Origin of the sequence: Rahnella bonaserana, assembly GCF_019049675.1 — a bacterium.
In the GTDB taxonomy this organism is placed as follows: Bacteria; Pseudomonadota; Gammaproteobacteria; order Enterobacterales; family Enterobacteriaceae; genus Rahnella; species Rahnella bonaserana.
Window position 1 is genome coordinate 199,169 of sequence record NZ_JAFMOW010000062.1, and the last position, 19,196, is coordinate 218,364.

17 protein-coding genes are annotated in these 19,196 nt (G+C 53.3%); 10 read left to right on the plus strand and 7 right to left on the minus strand.

The window, feature by feature from the left end; genetic code table 11:
- Positions 1-15 precede the first annotated feature (15 nt).
- Genes guaD through xdhC form a run of 5 tightly spaced genes read left to right on the plus strand, consistent with a single transcriptional unit; the run spans position 16 to position 6,595 of the window.
- Entirely contained in the window at positions 16-1,368 is a 1,353-nt protein-coding gene (gene guaD / locus J1778_RS12410) for a guanine deaminase (RefSeq protein WP_217173420.1), read from the plus strand.
- Positions 1,365-2,003, plus strand: a complete 639-nt coding sequence (locus J1778_RS12415) for a TetR family transcriptional regulator C-terminal domain-containing protein (RefSeq protein ID WP_217173421.1) — start codon at positions 1,365-1,367, stop codon at positions 2,001-2,003. Before guaD ends, J1778_RS12415 begins: the two co-directional genes overlap by 4 nt.
- Complete coding sequence (gene xdhA / locus J1778_RS12420; protein WP_217173422.1) at positions 2,000-3,403, plus strand: xanthine dehydrogenase small subunit; 1,404 nt, start codon at positions 2,000-2,002, stop codon at positions 3,401-3,403. The genes J1778_RS12415 and xdhA overlap by 4 nt, the downstream gene beginning before the upstream one ends.
- Positions 3,396-5,795: a xanthine dehydrogenase molybdopterin binding subunit gene (xdhB, locus tag J1778_RS12425; RefSeq protein WP_217173423.1), complete on the plus strand. Its 2,400-nt coding sequence runs from the start codon at positions 3,396-3,398 to the stop codon at positions 5,793-5,795. Before xdhA ends, xdhB begins: the two co-directional genes overlap by 8 nt.
- Positions 5,796-5,806: 11 nt before the next feature.
- Complete coding sequence (xdhC, locus tag J1778_RS12430; RefSeq protein ID WP_217173424.1) at positions 5,807-6,595, plus strand: xanthine dehydrogenase accessory protein XdhC; 789 nt, start codon at positions 5,807-5,809, stop codon at positions 6,593-6,595.
- Here xdhC and J1778_RS12435 read toward each other — a convergent pair.
- Together J1778_RS12435 and J1778_RS12440 are read right to left on the minus strand one after the other, a co-directional pair.
- Positions 6,588-6,887 carry a helix-turn-helix domain-containing protein gene (locus J1778_RS12435; protein WP_217173475.1) on the minus strand — a complete coding sequence of 100 codons (300 nt, stop codon included), beginning with the start codon at positions 6,885-6,887 and terminating at the stop codon, positions 6,588-6,590. The genes xdhC and J1778_RS12435 overlap by 8 nt on opposite strands.
- Positions 6,887-7,213, minus strand: coding sequence for a type II toxin-antitoxin system RelE/ParE family toxin (locus tag J1778_RS12440; RefSeq protein ID WP_338019642.1), 327 nt, complete (start codon positions 7,211-7,213; stop codon positions 6,887-6,889). The genes J1778_RS12435 and J1778_RS12440 overlap by 1 nt, the downstream gene beginning before the upstream one ends.
- A gap of 321 nt (positions 7,214-7,534) precedes the next feature.
- On the opposite strand from J1778_RS12440, the gene J1778_RS12445 reads away from it, so the two are divergent.
- The 3 genes from J1778_RS12445 to J1778_RS12455 are packed head-to-tail and all read left to right on the plus strand — an operon-like array spanning position 7,535 to position 11,378.
- Positions 7,535-8,602: an ABC transporter ATP-binding protein gene (locus J1778_RS12445; RefSeq protein WP_217173425.1), complete on the plus strand. Its 1,068-nt coding sequence runs from the start codon at positions 7,535-7,537 to the stop codon at positions 8,600-8,602.
- A gap of 24 nt (positions 8,603-8,626) precedes the next feature.
- A complete protein-coding gene (locus J1778_RS12450; RefSeq protein WP_217173426.1) occupies positions 8,627-9,628 on the plus strand; it encodes an ABC transporter substrate-binding protein in 1,002 nt (333 codons plus the stop codon).
- 19 nt (positions 9,629-9,647) lie between these two features.
- Positions 9,648-11,378 (plus strand): ABC transporter permease, encoded by a 1,731-nt coding sequence (locus tag J1778_RS12455; RefSeq protein ID WP_217173427.1) that lies wholly within the window; start codon positions 9,648-9,650, stop codon positions 11,376-11,378.
- 71 nt (positions 11,379-11,449) lie between these two features.
- Here the strand turns inward: J1778_RS12455 and J1778_RS12460 are convergent, their stop codons facing one another.
- Positions 11,450-12,058: a hypothetical protein gene (locus J1778_RS12460; protein ID WP_217173428.1), complete on the minus strand. Its 609-nt coding sequence runs from the start codon at positions 12,056-12,058 to the stop codon at positions 11,450-11,452.
- Positions 12,059-12,323: 265 nt separating this feature from the next.
- Between J1778_RS12460 and J1778_RS12465 the strand changes: the two genes are divergently transcribed.
- Entirely contained in the window at positions 12,324-13,019 is a 696-nt protein-coding gene (locus J1778_RS12465) for a GntR family transcriptional regulator (RefSeq protein ID WP_217173429.1), read from the plus strand.
- 52 nt (positions 13,020-13,071) lie between these two features.
- Here the strand turns inward: J1778_RS12465 and fetB are convergent, their stop codons facing one another.
- The 4 genes from fetB to manA all read right to left on the minus strand — a co-directional run bounded on the left by fetB (position 13,072) and on the right by manA (position 17,510).
- Positions 13,072-13,845, minus strand: a complete 774-nt coding sequence (fetB, locus tag J1778_RS12470) for an iron efflux ABC transporter permease subunit FetB (protein WP_217173430.1) — start codon at positions 13,843-13,845, stop codon at positions 13,072-13,074.
- Positions 13,832-14,503 (minus strand): iron efflux ABC transporter ATP-binding subunit FetA, encoded by a 672-nt coding sequence (gene fetA / locus J1778_RS12475; RefSeq protein ID WP_217173431.1) that lies wholly within the window; start codon positions 14,501-14,503, stop codon positions 13,832-13,834. Before fetA ends, fetB begins: the two co-directional genes overlap by 14 nt.
- A gap of 155 nt (positions 14,504-14,658) precedes the next feature.
- Positions 14,659-16,194, minus strand: coding sequence for a YdgA family protein (locus tag J1778_RS12480; protein WP_217173432.1), 1,536 nt, complete (start codon positions 16,192-16,194; stop codon positions 14,659-14,661).
- A gap of 134 nt (positions 16,195-16,328) precedes the next feature.
- Positions 16,329-17,510, minus strand: coding sequence for a mannose-6-phosphate isomerase (manA, locus tag J1778_RS12485; RefSeq protein WP_217173433.1), 1,182 nt, complete (start codon positions 17,508-17,510; stop codon positions 16,329-16,331).
- Positions 17,511-17,779: 269 nt separating this feature from the next.
- Between manA and fumC the strand changes: the two genes are divergently transcribed.
- Positions 17,780-19,177 carry a class II fumarate hydratase gene (gene fumC, locus J1778_RS12490; RefSeq protein WP_217173434.1) on the plus strand — a complete coding sequence of 466 codons (1,398 nt, stop codon included), beginning with the start codon at positions 17,780-17,782 and terminating at the stop codon, positions 19,175-19,177.
- Positions 19,178-19,196: the final 19 nt, after the last annotated feature.

A 19,196-nucleotide genomic window follows, 5' to 3' on the forward strand; every position in this document is an offset into this window, starting at 1 on the left:
GAGAAGGACAATGCCATGAGTCAGATCATCACCCGCGCCGTTCGCGGTAATTTCTTCGATATCCGCGAGCCGGTGTTGCGGCCGGAAGATTTTGAAGCGCAGGTGCGTTATATCGAAGACGGCCTGATGTTGCTCAGCGGCGGGCATATCGTCTGGCTGGGCAGCTGGCAGGAGGGTGAGGGCCTGCTGGCACTGGCACAAAAAACCGCCGGTCTGGAAATCGATGATTATCGCGACAAACTGATCGTGCCCGGTTTCGTCGATACACATATTCATTATCCGCAAACTGAAATGATCGGCGCTTACGGCGAGCAACTGCTCGAGTGGCTGACCCGATATACCTTCCCGACTGAACAGCAATATCACTGCGCAGATTATTCCAGGCGCATGTCGAAATTCTTCCTTGATCAGCTGTTACTCAACGGCACCACCACGGCGCTGGTGTTTGGCACCGTACATCCGCAGTCGGTCGATGCGCTGTTTAAAGAAGCGTCCGACATCAATATGCGCCTGGTGGCGGGCAAAGTGATGATGGACAAAAATGCCCCTGATGCCTTGCTGGAAACCCCCGAAGAAAGCGAGCGTGACACGCGGGCCCTGATTGCGCGCTGGCACAACCGTCAGCGCCTGAGCTACGCGCTGACACCGCGTTTTGCGCCGACATCTTCGCCGGAACTGTTGCAAAAAGTCCGTCTGCTGAAACAAGAATTCCCCGATGTCTTCATGCATACCCATCTGAGTGAAAACGTTGCCGAGCTGTCGTGGGTGAAAGAGATGCACCCGGAACATCAGCATTATCTCGACGTTTATCATCAGTACGGTCTGACCGGCGAACGCTGTGTATTTGCGCACTGTCTGCATCTGGATGACAGCGAATGGGATTGCCTGCGCGACACCGGTTCGGCTATTGCTTTTTGTCCAACGTCCAACCTGTTTCTGGGCAGCGGCCTGTTTAATTTGCAGAAATCCTGGCAGAAGCAGGTGCGCGTCGGGATGGGCACGGACGTCGGCGCGGGTACCACCTTCAATATGCTGGAAACACTGTCGGAAGCTTATAAAGTCGGACAACTTCAGCGCTACCGTTTATCCGCCTTCGAAGCCTTCTATCACGCCACACTCGGCGGCGCACGGGCGCTGCATCTCGATGACAAAATTGGCAATTTTAACGCCGGTAAAGAGGCCGATTTCGTGGTTCTCGAACCGGGTGTCAGTGCATTACAAAAATTGCGCGCCTCCAACAGCAATACGCTTGCGGAAAAGCTGTTTGTGCTGATGACGCTGGGCGACGACCGCAATGTTTACTGCACGTATGTCGATGGCGAACAGGTCTATGCGCGCGATGCTTTGCCGGAGGAACGTTCAGCATGATGAACAATGAAACCGGCGGCAAAGTCCGCGTCGCACGTGAACGAACATTAGAGAATATCCATGCCGCCGCCATTGCAGAATTCAGCGAAAAGGGCTTTCAGGGCGCGACGACCCAGGCCATTGCTCAGCGCGCGGGGATCAAAAAAGCCCAGCTGCACTATTACATCACCGGGAAAGAAGAGTTGTACGAAGAACTCTTGCAGAAAGTGCTGAAAGTCTGGGGCGACATCATTCAGTTCGACTCGTCGCTAAGCGAGCCGCAAGCGGTACTGAGTCGTTATATCCGTAACAAACTCAATTTCAGTTTTGATCAGCCCGAACTGTCGCGCATTTTCACCAGCGAAGTGCTCGGCGGCGGTCACTATCTTCATAAATACTGGCCGCAGGCCACGCAGAACATTATTGGCAAAGAGAACCTGATCCATCAGTGGATTGAGCAGGGAAAAATCCGCGCGCTGGATGCCCGTCTTTTCATCATGCATATCTGGGCGGTGACGCAGTATTACGCCGATTTTGCGGTGCAGGTGAAACACATGTACGGCAATTTTGAAGGCGATGAACAGGCGCGCGAACACATTATCGATGAAGTGACGACACTGATTCTGAATGGCTGTAAGACAGGAGACTGCGCATGATCCAATTTCTGATGAACGGCAGGATCCACACGGAAAATCTGCCCGCTGACACGACGGTATTACAATACCTGCGCCGCGATGCAGGGCGCTGCGGCACCAAAGAAGGGTGTGCTTCCGGTGACTGCGGAGCCTGTACGGTGGTGCTGGCAGAACCGGAAGGGGATGCGCTGTCCTACCGGACCGTCAATGCCTGTCTGACATTTATGCCCGCGGTGCATGGCAAACAGCTGATCACCGTAGAAGATCTCAAACATCGTGGCGAACTGCATCACGTGCAGCAGGCGATGGTAGATAATCACGCGTCGCAGTGCGGTTTCTGCACGCCGGGGTTTGTGATGTCTCTGTTTGCACTGGAAAAACAACAACAAGCGTTTAGCGTGACACAGACCCGGCACGCGCTTTCCGGCAATCTTTGTCGCTGCACCGGTTACCGGCCGATCATGGATGCGGCGAAAGCCATTTGTGACGCGCCGCAACCAGATCAGTTTGATGCCGATGCCCGGCTGACGCTGGACAAGCTTCGTACTATTTCAGCCACCGCAGAACCGGTGAGTATTAATGAACTGGCCGGACGTTATCTTGCCGAACCAGATTCCCGACTGGTGGCCGGCGGCACCGATCTGGCGCTGGAAGTGACCCAGCGCTATCAGCGTCTGCCGAAGCTGATTTCACTGAGTCATATTCCTGAACTCAAAATGATTACGCTGACCGGTCAGGCTATTCATATTGGCGCAGCGGCACCGCTGAGTGACTGTATGCCGGTCTTACACGATGAATTCCCAGAATTCGGCGAATTGCTTGAACGCTTTGCCTCGCAGCAGATCCGCAATCAGGGCACCTTTGGCGGCAACATTGCCAACGGTTCGCCCATCGGTGACGGCGGGCCGGTGTTGCTGGCGCTGGATGCTTCGTTGTTATTGCGGCGAGGCGCGGAACAACGCGAATTGCCGCTCGATCAGTTCTTCCTCGGTTATCGCAAAACGGCGTTACAGCCGGGCGAATTTATTGAGCAAATACGCATCCCGCGCAACCCTTCAGCGTCACGCCAGTTGCGTATTTATAAAGTGTCTAAACGGCTGGAGGATGATATTTCCGCCGTCTGTGCGGCTTTACACATCGAAGTGAAAAACGGTGTGGTGATACATGCCCGCATCGCGTTCGGCGGGATGGCTGAAGTGGCGAAGCGCGCCATCTCCTGCGAGGCACAATTACTCGGTCAGCCGTGGCAAACGGCGACTGTCGAGCGTGCCTGTCAGGCGCTCGGACTGGATTTCACGCCGATCAGCGATTTCCGTGCCACTCGCGAATACCGTATGCAGGTGGCGAAAAACCTTTTGCGCCGCTGTCATATCGAAATGACTTCTCCTGAAACCCTGATGCGGGTAACTCACTATGTCTGAATCTAAACCGGCTCTTTCTCAACAGGAAATGGAGACGTTGTTTCGCGCAGGATTACAGAGCGGCGTCGGCAAAAGCCAGAAGCATGAAAGCGCGGATAAACACGTCAGCGGCGAAGCGGTGTATGTCGATGACCGGCTGGAATTCCCTCATCAGCTGCATCTGGTGCCGCTGCTCAGCCCGCACGCCCACGCAGATATTTTGCATATTGATACCGCACCTTGTTACGACGTTCCCGGCGTGGTGCGGGTAATGACCGCTGAAGATGTGCCGGGTAATCTGGATATTGCCCCGCTGACCCATGGCGATCCGCTGATGGCGCAGGGCACCGTGCAGTATGTCGGTCAGATTGTGCTGGTGGTGGCGGCAACGTCAATGGACGCCGCCCGTGCCGCTGTCGCGCTGGCGAAAGTGGAATATCAGCCGCGTGATGCCGTGCTGACTGTGAAACAGGCGCTGGCGCTGGAACATTATGTAGAAGAGCCGCATCAGCATAAACGCGGCGATGCTGAAATTGCGCTGGCCTGTGCGCCGCACCGTTTGCAGGGTGAGCTGGAAATTGGCGGTCAGGAACATTTTTATCTTGAGACACAGATTGCCTCGGTGATGCCAGGTGAAGATGGCGCAATGCTGGTCTGCAGCTCAACGCAGCATCCGACAGAAGTGCAAAAACTGGTGGCGTCGGTGCTTAATTTACCGATGCACAAAGTGATGGTCGATATGCGTCGTATGGGCGGCGGTTTTGGCGGCAAAGAAACGCAGGCGGCAGGCACGGCGTGCCTTGCGGCACTGGCGGCGCATCTGACCGGACGTCCGGCGAAAATGCGTCTGGCGCGTCAGGATGACATGCTGATCACCGGTAAGCGCCATCCTTTCCATGTCAGCTATGACGTCGGTTTCACCGATGACGGAATTATTCACGGCATCGACCTCAAACTGGCGGCAAACTGCGGCTATTCACTGGATCTCTCCGGTTCTATCGTCGATCGCGCGATGTTCCATTCGGATAACGCCTATTACCTCGGCGATGCGCTGATTACCGGTTATCGCTGCAAAACGAATATGGCGTCGAATACGGCTTACCGCGGATTTGGAGGCCCGCAGGGAATCGTGGCGATTGAGCATATTGTCGATCACATTGCCCGCGAGCTGGGGCTGGATCCACTGATCGTGCGTAAGAACAATTACTATGGTCAGGAAAGCCGCAACGTCACTCACTACCATCAGCCTGTGGGCCAAAACCTGTTGCAGGAAATGACGGCGCAACTGGAAGAGAGCGCGGAATATGCCCTAAGACGTGACGCCGTCACGAAATTTAACCACAGTAATCCCTACCTGAAAAAAGGGCTGGCGCTGACGCCGGTAAAATTTGGGATTTCATTCACCGCCAGTTTCCTTAATCAGGCGGGGGCGCTGGTGCTGGTGTATACCGACGGCAGTATTCAGCTCAACCATGGCGGTACGGAAATGGGACAGGGGCTGAACACCAAAGTTGCACAGGTGGTCGCGGAGGTATTTCAGGTGGATATCAGCCGCATTCAGATCACCGCCACAGATACCGGGAAAGTGCCGAATACCTCGCCGACCGCGGCCTCATCCGGCGCTGACCTGAATGGTAAGGCGGCGCAGAATGCGGCTGAAATCATCAAAGGGCGCATGGTTGAGATGCTGATGCGTGTTTATGATGCGCAGGAATCAGACATCACTTTCAGTAACGGTCAGGTGCGGGTTAAAGATCAGTATTTTAGTTTTGAACAGGTTGCTAACCAGTGCTGGCTGAATCAGGTGCCGCTGTCCAGCACCGGCTATTACAAAACGCCGAAGATTCTCTATGACCGCAGTAAAGCCGCCGGACATCCTTTCTATTACTTCTCCTACGGCGCAGCCTGCGCGGAAGTGCTGGTCGATACGCTGACCGGGGAATACAGACTGCTGCGTGCGGATATCCTGCATGACGTTGGCGATTCGCTCAATCCGGCGATTGATATCGGCCAGGTTGAAGGTGGATTCGTCCAGGGCATGGGCTGGCTGACGACGGAAGAACTGGTGTGGAACGACAAAGGGCGGTTAATGACCAGTGGTCCGGCAGCCTACAAAATTCCGGCGATTGGCGATATCCCGCAGGACCTGCGCGTGAAACTGGTGGAGAACCGTAAGAACCCGGAAGACACGGTTTTCCATTCCAAAGCCGTGGGTGAACCGCCGTTTATGCTCGGGATCTCTGTCTGGTGCGCGATTAAAGACGCCGTTGCCAGTCTGGCTGATTACCGGGTGCATCCGCATATTGATGCACCTGCCACCCCCGAAAGAGTGCTCAACGGCGTGAATCAGTTGCAATTCACAGGTGACGTTGTCACTTATAACGCTCCCGATCACATCAAGGTTACCGGTTAACGGAGGTTCCCATGCGTACTGATGACTGGATAACCCGTCTGCATGACCTGCAACGACGCGGCGAGCCGTTCGTAGTGGCGACGCTGGTGGAGAATCAGGGCTCCACGCCGCGCGATGCGGGCAGTAAAATGCTCATCACCGCTGACCAGATATTTTATACGCTCGGCGGCGGTAATCTGGAATTTCAGGTGACCGCCATTGCCCGCGAAATGCTTACATCGGGAGCGAAAACCTCCCGTTTCGAACGGTTTTCCTTAGGCGCCCGGCTCGGGCAGTGTTGCGGCGGCATGGCGTCGGTATTGCTTGAACCGCTCGGCCAACCGCAACCGCATGTGGTGGTCTACGGCGCGGGGCATGTCGGACGCGCTCTGGTGAATATTCTGAGCACGTTGCCGTGCCGTATTACCTGGGTAGATGCCCGTGCCAGTGAGTTTCCTGTGGAAGTGGATCCCCAAATTACCTGCATCGTGGATGAAGAACCCGAATGTACTGTGGCGCAGATGCCCGCCGGCAGTTATTTCATAGTGCTGACTCACGATCATCAGCTGGATTTCGCCCTGAGCGAGCAGATCCTCAAACGTGGAGATTTTCGCTATTTCGGACTGATAGGCTCGGATACCAAGCGTAAACGCTTCGATTACCGGTTATCGGGTAAAGGGATTTCTGATGAGCAACTGACAAGAATGCGCTGTCCGGTCGGGCTGCCTGATGTACGTGGCAAACTCCCCGCCGAAATCGCCGTAGCCATTGCCGGAGAGTTTATTGCCGCGTATGGCGCGCACAATCAGGTGGTCAGCTGAGTTTTCTGAAATCAAAGGTACCGCCTAGCGCGACGGCGTAACGGCTGATGGTGGTCAGAGTTGGGGACGCGACACCGTTTTCCAGGCGACTAATATTTTGCTTTTTAAGCCCGGTGCGCCGTGCAATGTCATCCTGTGTCAGGGATTCTGCAATTCGCATGGCTTTAAGATCTGCGACCATTTTTTTATGCATTTTGTGGGCGGCGTAAGCGGCGACAAATTCGGGATTCTTCATCGCTTCCGCTTTCACCACGCTCAAGGGGATCAGTTCATAGTCATCATCATCGTCAATCATGCTTCATTCCTTTTGACCGTTTTCATACGTTTTATAGCCAGCTCTAAATCTTCGGGAGGCGTCTTATCCGTCTTTTTATGAAGTATATGGACGACATAAATACGGCGACCCTTCATAAAAAAGTAAAACGCTCTGCCCAGACCATCCCGGCTGGTAACCCGAATCTCTCGTAATCCTTTTCCAACATATCTTACTAAGGGTTCTTGCAGATCAGCTCCGTAGTTCTCAAGATCTTCCAGTGCATCAACGACAGCGGCATAAAGTGTCATAGGCAATTTCAGAAGTGTTTTCTGCGCACAGGGCAACAGGGTTACGTCGTACACAATCGCTTTCCTTGCGGTGGAGTATGATTACTCTTTGTTCAAATAGGAAGTAATCATTTATGATTATTTTCAAACCGGAAGCCGTCTCGTATTTCTGCCTGCTTCCGCCGTTTCGTGTGATCACGAACCGGCATTCTGTCCCTCTTTTTCACCGTGATCCGAAGGACGGTATTTTCCTCCGCGATGTCTCGCAAAAAATAACTCACTGAAACATCTGTCAAAACCAAACCTTCTCCACCGGTTCATAAAACAGTCACAAAACCGCAGTAATTTGTTTCCTCATCGAACAGGCCAGTGCCGCACTGAGGAAACCTCCGACGCATGTCTGCTATTCAGATCTCCCACCTGAGCAAATCCTTCACCACCCAGCCGGTGTTAAATGATGTCTCATTGCATATCCGGCACGGCGAGTTCGTCGCGGTGCTCGGGCCCTCCGGCTGTGGGAAAACGACATTACTGCGCACCATCGCCGGCTTTGAACCGGTCAGCAGCGGCACGATCACCGTGGGAGATCGTCTGTTTTCTTCCCCTGACATCCATGTGGCGCCGGAGAAGCGTGATCTGGGCATGGTGTTTCAGAATTACGCGCTATGGCCGCACATGTCCGTTGAAGAGAACGTGGCGTACAGCCTGAAAGTGGCGGGAATGGATCGTAATGAACGCCGCACAAGAACGCAGGATGCGCTGACGCTGGTCGGTTTAGGGGATTATGCGACGCGCCGGCCGTCTGACCTGTCCGGCGGTCAGCGTCAGCGTGTGGCTCTGGCGCGCTGTCTGGTGACACGCCCCGGCGTGGTGCTGCTGGATGAGCCGCTGGCGAATCTCGATGTGCATTTGCGTGCGGCGATGGAGGAGGAGTTCAGCCGTTTTCATCAGCACACCGGCGCGACGTTGCTGTATATCACCCACGACCAGCAGGAAGCCATGGCGATTGCTGACCGCGTTGTGGTGATGAATGAAGGTAAGGTTATGCAGTTCGCGACACCGCAAACGTTATACCGGGAACCGGCTAACCCCATGGTCGCGACTTTTATCGATGACGGTCGCGTTATCCCGGCACAGAACATCCTGCCGGCAGAAAGCGGCAGTGCTCTGGCTGAGATTCTGGGCAGGCGCGTCCGCTTGCGGGCATCACCTGACCAGACAGCGGTTGCCCGCGCACAAGTGTGTGTTCATGCCGCCGATTTACGTTTTGCCCAGCCCGGTGAAACGGGTATCGCTGCCCGGATCACCAGGGTGATTTTTCGCGGGGGATATCATCAGTATGACGTTGAACCCTTCAGCGCCCCGGAACTGCGGCTATCACTGCATTCACCTGACGGCAGACTGTGGCAGGTGGGTGACAATGTCACTTTTATCATCACTGACGGCTGGATCATTCCTCAGTAATTTTCATTTCATAAAAACAGGGCTATGCACATGTTGAATAAGATAAAACGCACATCTGCCACTTTGGCTCTGACTGTCGCGCTGTCAGTTCCGGCATTCGCCGCAGACACTGCGTCAGGCAAGCTGGTGATTTATACCTCGCAGGCACCTGAAATTGCGCAACAGACCATCGATGCATTTAAAGCCGCTAACCCGAATATACAGGTGGAATGGACGCGTAACGGCACCACGCAGTTAATGAATGTGTTGCAGACGGAAATGATGGCGGGTGATGTGAAAGCAGATGTGCTGCTGGTCGCGGATTCCATCAATCTGGGTGCGCTGAAAAAAGACGGTAAGCTGATGGCTTATGCCGACGCGCCCGTGGGGAATATCAGCGCGAATTACTATGACAAAGATAAAACCTGGTTTGGCACCAAAATCATTGCCACCGTGATTGCCTTTAACACTAAAAATGCCAAACCTGCCGACAGCTGGATGGCGCTGACCGATCCGCAAAACAAAGGTCAGGTAGCCGTGCCAAGCCCGCTGTATTCCGGCGCGGCGTTATATCATCTGCATACGGCGATCAATACGCCTGACATTGGCTGGGCGTTCTATCAGAAACTGGCGGCAAACGGCATTACACCGGAAGGCGGCAACGGTCCTGCACTGAAGGCGGTCGCCAGCGGAATGGCGAAATACGGGGTGATCACGGACGCCGATATCATCCGTGCCAAAAAGCAGGGCTCACCGATAGATCTGGTTTATCCGAAAGAAGGGGCTTCTTTTGTGACAGAACCGGTCGCGATACTTTCCGGGGCACATAACGTGCCGGCAGCCAAAGCGTTTGTCGATTTCATGTTATCGCCACAGGGCCAGCAACTGGTGGCGAAGCAGGGCAACCGCCCGATTGATGCCAGTGTTGCGGCACCTGAAGGATTTGCTCCGATGGATTCGATCAAACTGCTGACTCTCGATTCAGATAAAGCGGTTGCAGATGACAAAGAAGTCCGCGCCAGATTCACTGAAATCTTTGGTGGCTGACAGCACAAAGGACCCATCAATGAGCGCAATGAGTGAAATCCAGCGCCGGATACCCCCTTTGCGCCGTGGGTGGCCGGGCAGTGAGAAAGTGGTGCTCTGGGGACTGACGCTGTTGATAGGCATATTATCGATTGCGCCTCTCACGCGGCTGGTATGGGCGGCAATCGCACCCGATGGCGTTCCGGACCTCACGCGGTTGACGCATCTGCTGGGTACCCGCAAAGTGGTGATCGCCACGATGAATACCCTGACGATTGCCGTCGTTTCCACGTTTCTGGCGATGCTGCTGGGGACAGTGGCGGCGCTGCTGATTGCGCTGACTAATCTGCGCGGCAAGCAGGCGTGGGTATTTACGTTTATTCTGCCGCTGATGATCCCGCCGCAAGTGACGGCACTGGCGTGGGTGCAGGCACTTTCACCGTCGAGCCCGGTTTTGCAATTTCTGGGACTCAGTTTACCCGCCGGTTCACCTTCACCGATATATTCAATGACCGGCATTGTTGTTTTGCTGGGGCTGCATAATGCGCCGCTGGTGTTTCTGATGGTGCGTGCCGGATTACGCAGGTTACCGGCCGAACTGGTGGAAGCGGCACGCAGCGGTGGGGCAAAACCCTGGCGGGTACAGTTTACGGTGATTTTGCCGCTGGTACGTCCGGCTATTTTTGCAGGTGCGGCACTCTCTTTTGTCACCTCCGCCGGTAATTTCGGTATTCAGGCGATGCTCGGTATTCCGGGACGTATCCCGACACTTATCACGCTGGTTTATCAGCAACTCAACAGCGTGGGCACATCGGCGCTGGCGGATATGGCCGTGCTTTCATTACTGATTGCCGCTATTACGCTGGCCGGACTGATATTCAGCCGCTGGCTCGGCGGGCGTCAGGATGTGCGGGTCACCGGTACGCCGCGGGCGTTGCATCAGTCACTGGGTCGCTGGCGTTTGCCGGTTGAGGTTGCCGTATGGGTATGGATGTTGCTGACACTCATGCTGCCGCTTTCCGCGTTGCTGACCACCTCACTGACGACAGGCTTTGGTCAGGCTCTGACGATACAGAGCCTGACGCTGAGCAATTACGCTAATGCATTGTATGGCTATCCTGCTATCCGTCACGCATTTATGACCAGTCTGGGTCTGACCGTAATGACCGCGCTGATACTGACATTGGCTTCGCTGTTTCTGGCCTATTTTCTCAGCTGGCAACGCACGCGGCTGGTGCGTATTTTGCAGTTATCCACGGAACTGGCGTATGCCTTGCCGGGGATTGTCACGGGTATTGCGGCGATCCTGTTTTTCCTCAGGCCACTGCCGTTGCTGCATATCAGCCTTTACGGCACCCTGTGGATCATTCTGGCTGCGTATCTTTCGAATTTTATGGCGCTGGTGTTACGGCCGACGCTGGCCGGATTCGCCCAGATCGAACGCTCGCTGGATGAGGCCGCGCAAATCTTTGGGGCGGGATTCCTGAGAAGAATGCGCGATATCCTGATGCCACTGGCCGCGCCCTCGGCGATGGCCGGATCTATTCTGGTGTTTCTTACCGCACTCAATGAAATTCAGGTGTCAATTTTGCTGGTGACGTCAGGAACGCAAACCCTCGGGCCGATGATTGTCTTTCTGGATGAAGGCGGTTCATCAACGCTGGCCGCTGCGGTGGGATGTCTGATGATTGGCGTCGTGCTGGGATTTATGCTGCTGGCCTCGCTGTTCGCGCGTCGTCTTCCTGAAGGCGTCTTGCCATGGCGGGTATGAATCAACTACACCTGCTGCACAAACGCGCAGCAGGTGTAGTTTTAGCCGATATCTTTTTTACAGATATTATCCTACAGGGTTTTAAGCGGCTCACTGCGTTTCCGGAAAGCAATGGCAGAACCCAGACACAACAGGTAACCCATCATTTCGGTGCCTTCTTCGACAATATTTTTAACTTCCCGCACATAGTCGCCTTGCATCACGGCTTTCCAGATAATGTTCATTCCGAAGACCCGGGAAAAGACCAGGATCAACACCAGACCGCAAACCATATAGTGGCAGGCCGGATGAGCAAGAAAAGCAGACAATCCGCGCAGGCTGGTTTTCGGGGTGATACAGGCCCAGACAATACAATAGACCGCGATCAGGCTGGCAAAATAGACCCATGAGCCGTAGTGGATCTGGTCAAATAAGGCGTCGAGTTCACGAATGAGCATACAGAAGAAGAACCCGCCAATCAGGATCATGCCGCCGCGCAACGCCGGATGTTTTTTGGCCTGCAGGAAAAACAGTCCGCTGATGGCCAGCAGTGTCAGTTCCTGCAGAATTTCAGTGGCGGAAATTTCCTGCACACCGTCTTTAAATACAGCCACATCCAGCCAGATGACCAGTGCGGTAAAGACGGCTCCCAGTGCTAGTACGATAAAATTGAGTAAATGCTTCAAAAGTGTGTGTTTCATTATTGCCCTGTTTTCAATACGTTGATGCGCTTACTTTACATGTTCTGAACATTTATCTGCGTAGCGTGAGGTACGACAAGGATACGGAAGGTCATCGCGGGGATATTGGGAATGTGTGCTGGAATGATAATTATTATGAATGTTAAGTGCTATTTTCAGAGATTTTTTGCATGATTTGAGACTGCACGACATTTACTAATGACGAAAGCAAACGGTTGATGTTAGCGTGCAGGGAAACTGCCAGAAAGAGGCCATTTAGCATTCCATGAGTAATCCAACTACAACCGCCAAGCAGCTGGAAGTTCAGCGCATTGTCGACGTTTTATCAAAAGCCATCGCTCAGCAACGCCTGCGTCCCGGAACACGTCTGGTTGAATCACAGCTTGTTGAGGCACTCAGCGCTAACCGCAATCATGTTCAGGTGGCGTTACAACGTCTGGCTTTACAGCGTATTGTCACTATCGAACCAAACCGCGGCGCCATGGTGGCTCAGCCCACGGCGAAAGAGGCGCGCGAAGTCTTTATTGCCCGCCGTGCTATTGAACGCGCCATTGTTGAATGCATCGGACCGGATGTTATCCGTCGCCATCGTCAGCGGATCACCGCCCATTTGCGCGGAGAGCGTGAAGCGGTACAGTCTGAAGACCGCCGCGCCGTGGTGCGGGAATTAAGTCAGTTTCACCTGATACTGGGCGAAATTTCAGGTAACGAAGTGCTCAGTGAAATTCTGGCGAATCTGATGGTGCGCAGTTCCCTGATTGTCGCGCTGTATCAGCGCAACGAAGTCCCTTCATGCCAGTGCGATGAGCATCAGGCAATCATTGATGCGCTGGAAGCCGGCGACAACACTCAGGCGGCAGAAATCATGCAGGAACATCTCGACGATCTGGAAGGGGTATTGGATCTTGCTGATGAAGCTGCAGGGGAAGTGAATTTGCGTCAGGCGTTATCGGATTTATAACGCCGTAAAGGCAGAGTGCCCGTCAGCGAACCTGCTGACGGGCAAGAAAATATTACGATGATTTCAGATCGCGCAGCTGCGCACGGTCATTGTAGAAACGTTTATAAGACAGATAACCGGCAATAATTGTCGATAAACTGGCGGTTGCCAGCAGCATAAATGTCACCATAATCTGATACTTGATCGCTTTCACCGGATCGATACCGGCAAAAATCAGCCCTGACATCATCCCCGGTAAACTCACAATCCCCACCGTTTTGGCGGCATCGACCGTCGGGATCATCGCCGCACGAATACTGTCACGAATAATCCGTCCAGAAGCCATTTTTACCGGCGCTCCCAGACTCAGCATCTCGAGAATTTTTTGCTGATTGTCGAGAAAGCGCTGATTCAGATTGCTGTAACACAAACCCACCGCCACCATCGCGTTACCGGCAATCATTCCCGAAATCGGAATAACCTGCATGGGCAGAAACTCGATCGAACCGCTCAGGATCAGGATGGAAAGCGTCAGTGCAGTGCCCGTCGTGATCGCGATAAACGAAATAATAAAACCGTTATCAATGTTGCGGCTGCGTTTTTTGGCGTTCAGTGCGGCATTTACGCAGATGAACAGCACCATCAGTACCGTTAACAGGCTGTTATTGATATCGAAAATGTATTTGAGCACATAGCCGACAATCACTAACTGCACAACGGCGCGGGCTACGCTCCAGATAATGTCTTTTTCGAGGCCGAGTTTTTCTTTTTTGCTGACCAGCAGGGCGACGACCACCAGGATCAGCGCGAGAGCCAGAGACTGATTAGTAATATTATGCTGATTCATGAGCCGCGCTTCCTTGTGAATGACGGGTCAGGGTGACGACTTGTTTCGCGTGGCGGATTTCATTCTGATCGTGGCTTACCCACAATACGGCGACCCGTTCTTTGTTAGCGAGGCCCGCGATGATCTCGTTAATGTTTATCTTATTTTCTTCATCCAGTGCGCTGGTGATCTCATCAAGCAAAAGTACGTCCGGCATAAATTGCAGATTACGCAGCAGGGCGACACGCTGCTTTTCTCCGCCGGAGAGCTCCTGTGTGCGCTTGGTCAGCATATCCTCAGATAATTTCACCCGTTTCATCCAGTCGCGAAGTTGCGCATCATCAGGCTTTTTATTGCGGATCTGATAAGGCAGGGCGAGGTTGTCATATACCGTTTCACCAAACAGCGATGGCGTCTGGAAACAGTAAGATACGCGCTGGCGGTAGGTTTCAGGTTTTATCTGTGCGATATCTTCGCCTTTAAACCAAAGCTTTCCGCCGGTCGGCGTTTGCAACGAAGCAATGATCTTCAGCAATGTGCTTTTACCGCTGCCAGAAGGGCCGGTCAGTAATGTGAATTCCCCCGGATTGAGGGTGAGGGAAACAGGTTCAAGAAGCGGAATATTGTTGAGTGTAAAAGAGACGTCTTGCAGACGAAGGAGGTCAGTAGGAGTGGTCACGCCTGAAAATCCTTTGGTAAAAAATTGATTGTGTGAATCATATCACTCTTTTACCGGATAAAACGCAGGGGTTTGTACGCTTATGACGCATAAAAAAAGCCCGTTTTTCAACGGGCTTTGATCAGTTCCAGTAATATGAGCTCTGTCTTTACAGATTACTGAGCCGGAACGGGCGCCGGCGCTACCGGAGATTCCTGCTCAGGCGTCGGGGCTGGCGCTGCTGGCCCACCCAGAATACCGAACAGACCGGCAAATTCCTGCAACGTCATTTTCTGGCCATTCAGGTCAATCTGATTGTCAGCATAATGGAAGCTGCTGGTGATAGTGTCGTCTTTCACTGTGGTCAGTTTAAACATCTGACCCATCGCCGCCAGACCCTGAACCTGCTGCTGGGCCAGTTTAGCTGCGTCGTCGGCGTTATAACCTTCGATCTGCGCAACCTGTGTGGTCACCTGAGTCGCCATTGGCAGTGGGATATTCAGTTTAGCGTCAACTTTATTTACCAGCTGAGACAGCATCTGATCTTGCGTTTGCGCCGGTGTCGCAGCCGGGTCTTTCAGATCCAGTTGCAGGTTAAAGCTGCTTTCGCCTTTGCTGTTTTTCCAGCTCAGCGGAGCAATGCTGATGCTCGGATTACCCTTGAGCAACAACGGCAGATTTGCCAGCAGTAAATCCGCAGCCTGCTGCTGATAAGCCGCAGGATCCAGTTCACCTTGTTTCATCAGCAACTCACGTGACTGCTGATTGTAGTTGTCGGCGAACTGTTTCAGGGATGCGCCATCAAGCTTATCCAGCTTCAGTGTCAGTTTTGCAGAACCGAAATCCTGACCCTGAACTTTCAGTGCGTCGATGGTGTAATCCTGCTGACCGCCAATGTTATTGCCGTTTTCAGAGAATTTGCTCACCAGTTTGAAGTTGTCGAGAGAACCGGCGTCTTTGCCATCAACATTTACCAGGATTTGCTTCACGGTAAGATTTTGATCGCCCACGCCTACCTGGAATTTGCCCTGACGGGTATCGCTGTCCATGCTAAAACCGGCCAGAGTCACTTTCTCAAGTTGCCCCCACTGGTTTTTAGACGTCAGCGCGATGCTGTCGGTATTAGCATCAAGCTTCATGGCGGTCAGATCTTTATCAACATCCACATTGATGGTACCGCCGGAGAAGGCCAGCTGGCTTTCGTCTTTCTGGTACGTCACAGGAATGATGTCAATGGCTGATGCACTCGCGCCGCTGTAAGAAACGCGGGTGTCGACGGTGACCAGGGATTTTCCTTTGGTCACATCAAACAGACCTTTAACGGTCGGTGTGTTTTGCAGCTCTGAATGAACCGACGCCATGCTTGGGATCAGATTGAATTTTTTCAACTGAGCGGCAGGGAACGGACCATGGTCGATGGTTTCGATAAAGGCAATTTCGTCACCAGTTTTCAGCACACTGCTGCCCGCGGTGGCAGCGGCAGCGTCAGGACGCAGAACGATGCGCATTTTGCTGCTGAACAGCCCGCGCTGGTAATCTTCATAGCTGACTTTAAGACCGGCTTTAGGATAAGCGCTTTGCAGCTGGCTGTTGGCATTGGCGACCTGCTCATCCATATGCTGCTCAATCAGTTTACCCGTGTACCAGGAGACGCCTGTCCAGGCCGCGCCAATGACTACAATGACGCTTACAGCGACTAATGACTTCTTCATATCTCTGTTTATCCTTATGAAATATCCCGAAAATAAAAAACGCCTTACGGCGTTATTAGTCTTCTGAGTGTAGCTGAATCAGCAAAAAAATCATCAAAATGGGGCAGTTAGCCCCATTTTGTTTAGGTTTCAGATCATTTCACCAGCGTATTGAACACCCGTGCAATGCGACCGTTACCGCTGACTGTGACCGGAGACTCACTGGCAGACAAGAAACATGACTCGCCAGGGGTGAGCACCAAGGTTTGATCATCTTTTGCCAGAACGCTCTGGCCTTCAATACAGAAGACAATAGCAGCGCTGTCCTGCTCCAGCGTTTGTGGTTCTGCTGCAAGGCTGTGAATAGAAAATGCAAAATCTTCGACAGGAATAGGGAAGTTGAGTTCCGCGCCTTTTACTACCGGCGTTGTCAGCAATTCGGCGGCAGGTTTCGCATTGAATTTCAGGTTGGCCAGTAATTCAGGAATATCGATGTATTTTGGTGTCAGACCTGCGCGCAGGACGTTATCGGAATTCGCCATCACTTCCAGAGACACGCCTTTCAGATAAGCGTGCGGGGTTTCGGCGTACAGGAACATGCCTTCGCCCGGTTGCAGGGTGATCACGTTCAGCAGCAGCGGAGAGAACAGACCGCTGTCATCGGGATAAAATTCAGAAATGCTGCGGATGGTGTCCCACGGCTCGCCGTGTTGATCATCAAGCACGGATTTCAGAACGTCCAGCGCACGGGATTTTTCTTCACCTTCGAGGCTCAGAAGGCCGGCAAACAGGGTACGCAGATGGTCAACATCCGGGAAGTTCAGGAAGCTGGCAATCAGCTGATGCGCGCCGGCAACGGGTTGCAGTAAAGACACAATGTCGCGCAACTCACGAAAACCATTCATCGCCTGGAAAGGCGTCAGGGCATAAACCAGCTCAGGCTTGTGGTTCGGATCTTTATAATTACGCTCGGCTGCGTCCAGAGGGATCCCGGCAGCATTTTCCTTCGCAAAACCTATTTCAGCGGCACCTTTGCTTGGATGGACCTGAATAGAAAGTGGCTGATCGGCGCAAAGTACTTTGAACAGGAATGGCAACTCGCCAAAGCGTTTAGCGACTTTAGTCCCTAATTGACCGTTAAGGTCTGCGCTGATTTGGTCGCGAAGAGAGACGGTCTGGCCGCTGGCATTCTCAACCTGAGAACTGCTTTTAGGGTGAGCGCCCATCCATAATTCGGCCATCGGACGGTCTTGCGGGTCGGTAATTCCGTAGAGTTTAGTCAGCGCGTCTTTGCTGCCCCAGGCGTAATTCTGTACACCGTTATGCATCTTTTGCATTGCTTCATCCTGAATAGAAAATATTGCCGCCTAGTAAACAATGCCAAAGCAGGCATTACAACTGCGGAGCCCCAAAAAGAGCCATGAGCGCGTAATTTCGGAATGGAGATCGAATCGAATTATACGTCCGCCTTATAAGCCACTATAATTAATCCGTCGCCAACGGATGCGTGGGAGCGCGAGCGGCATTCTGACACCTGCAAAAATTCCTGATTTAACCTACAAAAAAACCTGATTTATCATCGTAATAAGCATCTAAGGAGACAGTAATGGCAGCAACACGCATTGAAAAAGACTCAATGGGGCCAATTGATGTTCCGGCAGATAAACTTTGGGGCGCACAGACGCAACGTTCCCTGGAGCATTTTCGTATATCTTCTGAAAAAATGCCTGAAGCGCTGATCCACGCGCTGGCTCTGACCAAACGTGCGGCCGCCAGCGTGAATATGGATTTGGGCTTGCTGCCGGCAGAGCGCGGAAACGCCATTATTGCCGCCGCTGATGAAGTCCTTGCTGGCCAACATCCTGCTGAATTCCCGCTGGCTATCTGGCAGACCGGCTCCGGCACCCAAACCAATATGAACATGAACGAAGTGCTGGCAAACCGCGCCAGTGAAATTCTCGGCGGCGAGCGGGGCGAAGCGCGTAACGTTCACCCGAACGATGACGTGAACAAGAGCCAGAGCTCCAACGATGTGTTCCCGACCGCGATGCACGTTGCCGCGGTGATCGAACTGCGTGAGACGCTGATCCCGGAGCTGAAAGTGCTGCACAAAACGCTGGCAGCAAAAGCGGATGCGTATCGCGATATTGTTAAAATTGGCCGCACGCATTTACAGGACGCCACGCCACTGACGTTGGGTCAGGAAATCTCCGGCTGGGTGGCGATGCTGGCCCATAATTTAACCCACATTGAAAACAGCATTCCGCACATTGCCGAGCTGGCGCTGGGCGGTACCGCGGTGGGAACCGGCCTGAATACGCACCCGGAATATGCGGTGCGCGTGGCGAAAGCGTTGGCGGAACTGACCAAGCAACCGTTTGTGACGTCGCCGAATAAATTCGAAGCGCTGGCCACCTGCGATGCGCTGGTTCATGGTCACGGGGCGCTGAAAGGCCTGGCGGCTTCGCTGATGAAAATCGCCAACGATGTGCGCTGGTTATCTTCCGGCCCGCGTTGTGGTATTGGCGAAATTTCTATCCCCGAAAACGAGCCGGGCAGTTCCATCATGCCAGGTAAAGTGAACCCGACGCAGTGCGAAGCCATGACCATGCTGTGCGCGCAGGTGCTGGGTAACGATGTTGCGGTAAATATTGGCGGGGCTTCCGGTAACTTCGAGCTGAATGTCTTCCGTCCGCTGGTGATTCATAACTTCCTGCAATCTGTACGTCTGCTGGCCGACGGAATGCGTGGTTTTAACGAACATTGTGCCGTCGGTATTGAACCGAACCGTGACCGGATCACTCAGCTTCTGAATGAGTCGCTGATGCTGGTGACTGCGCTCAATACGCATATCGGCTATGACAAAGCGGCTGAAATAGCCAAGAAAGCTCATAAAGAAGGGCTGACGCTCAAGGGTTCTGCCCTGAAGCTCGGTTATCTGACTGAAGAACAGTTTGATGAATGGGTGCGTCCGGAAGCTATGGTTGGCAGTATGAAAGCATAACGTTTCTGTTTGGACGTAA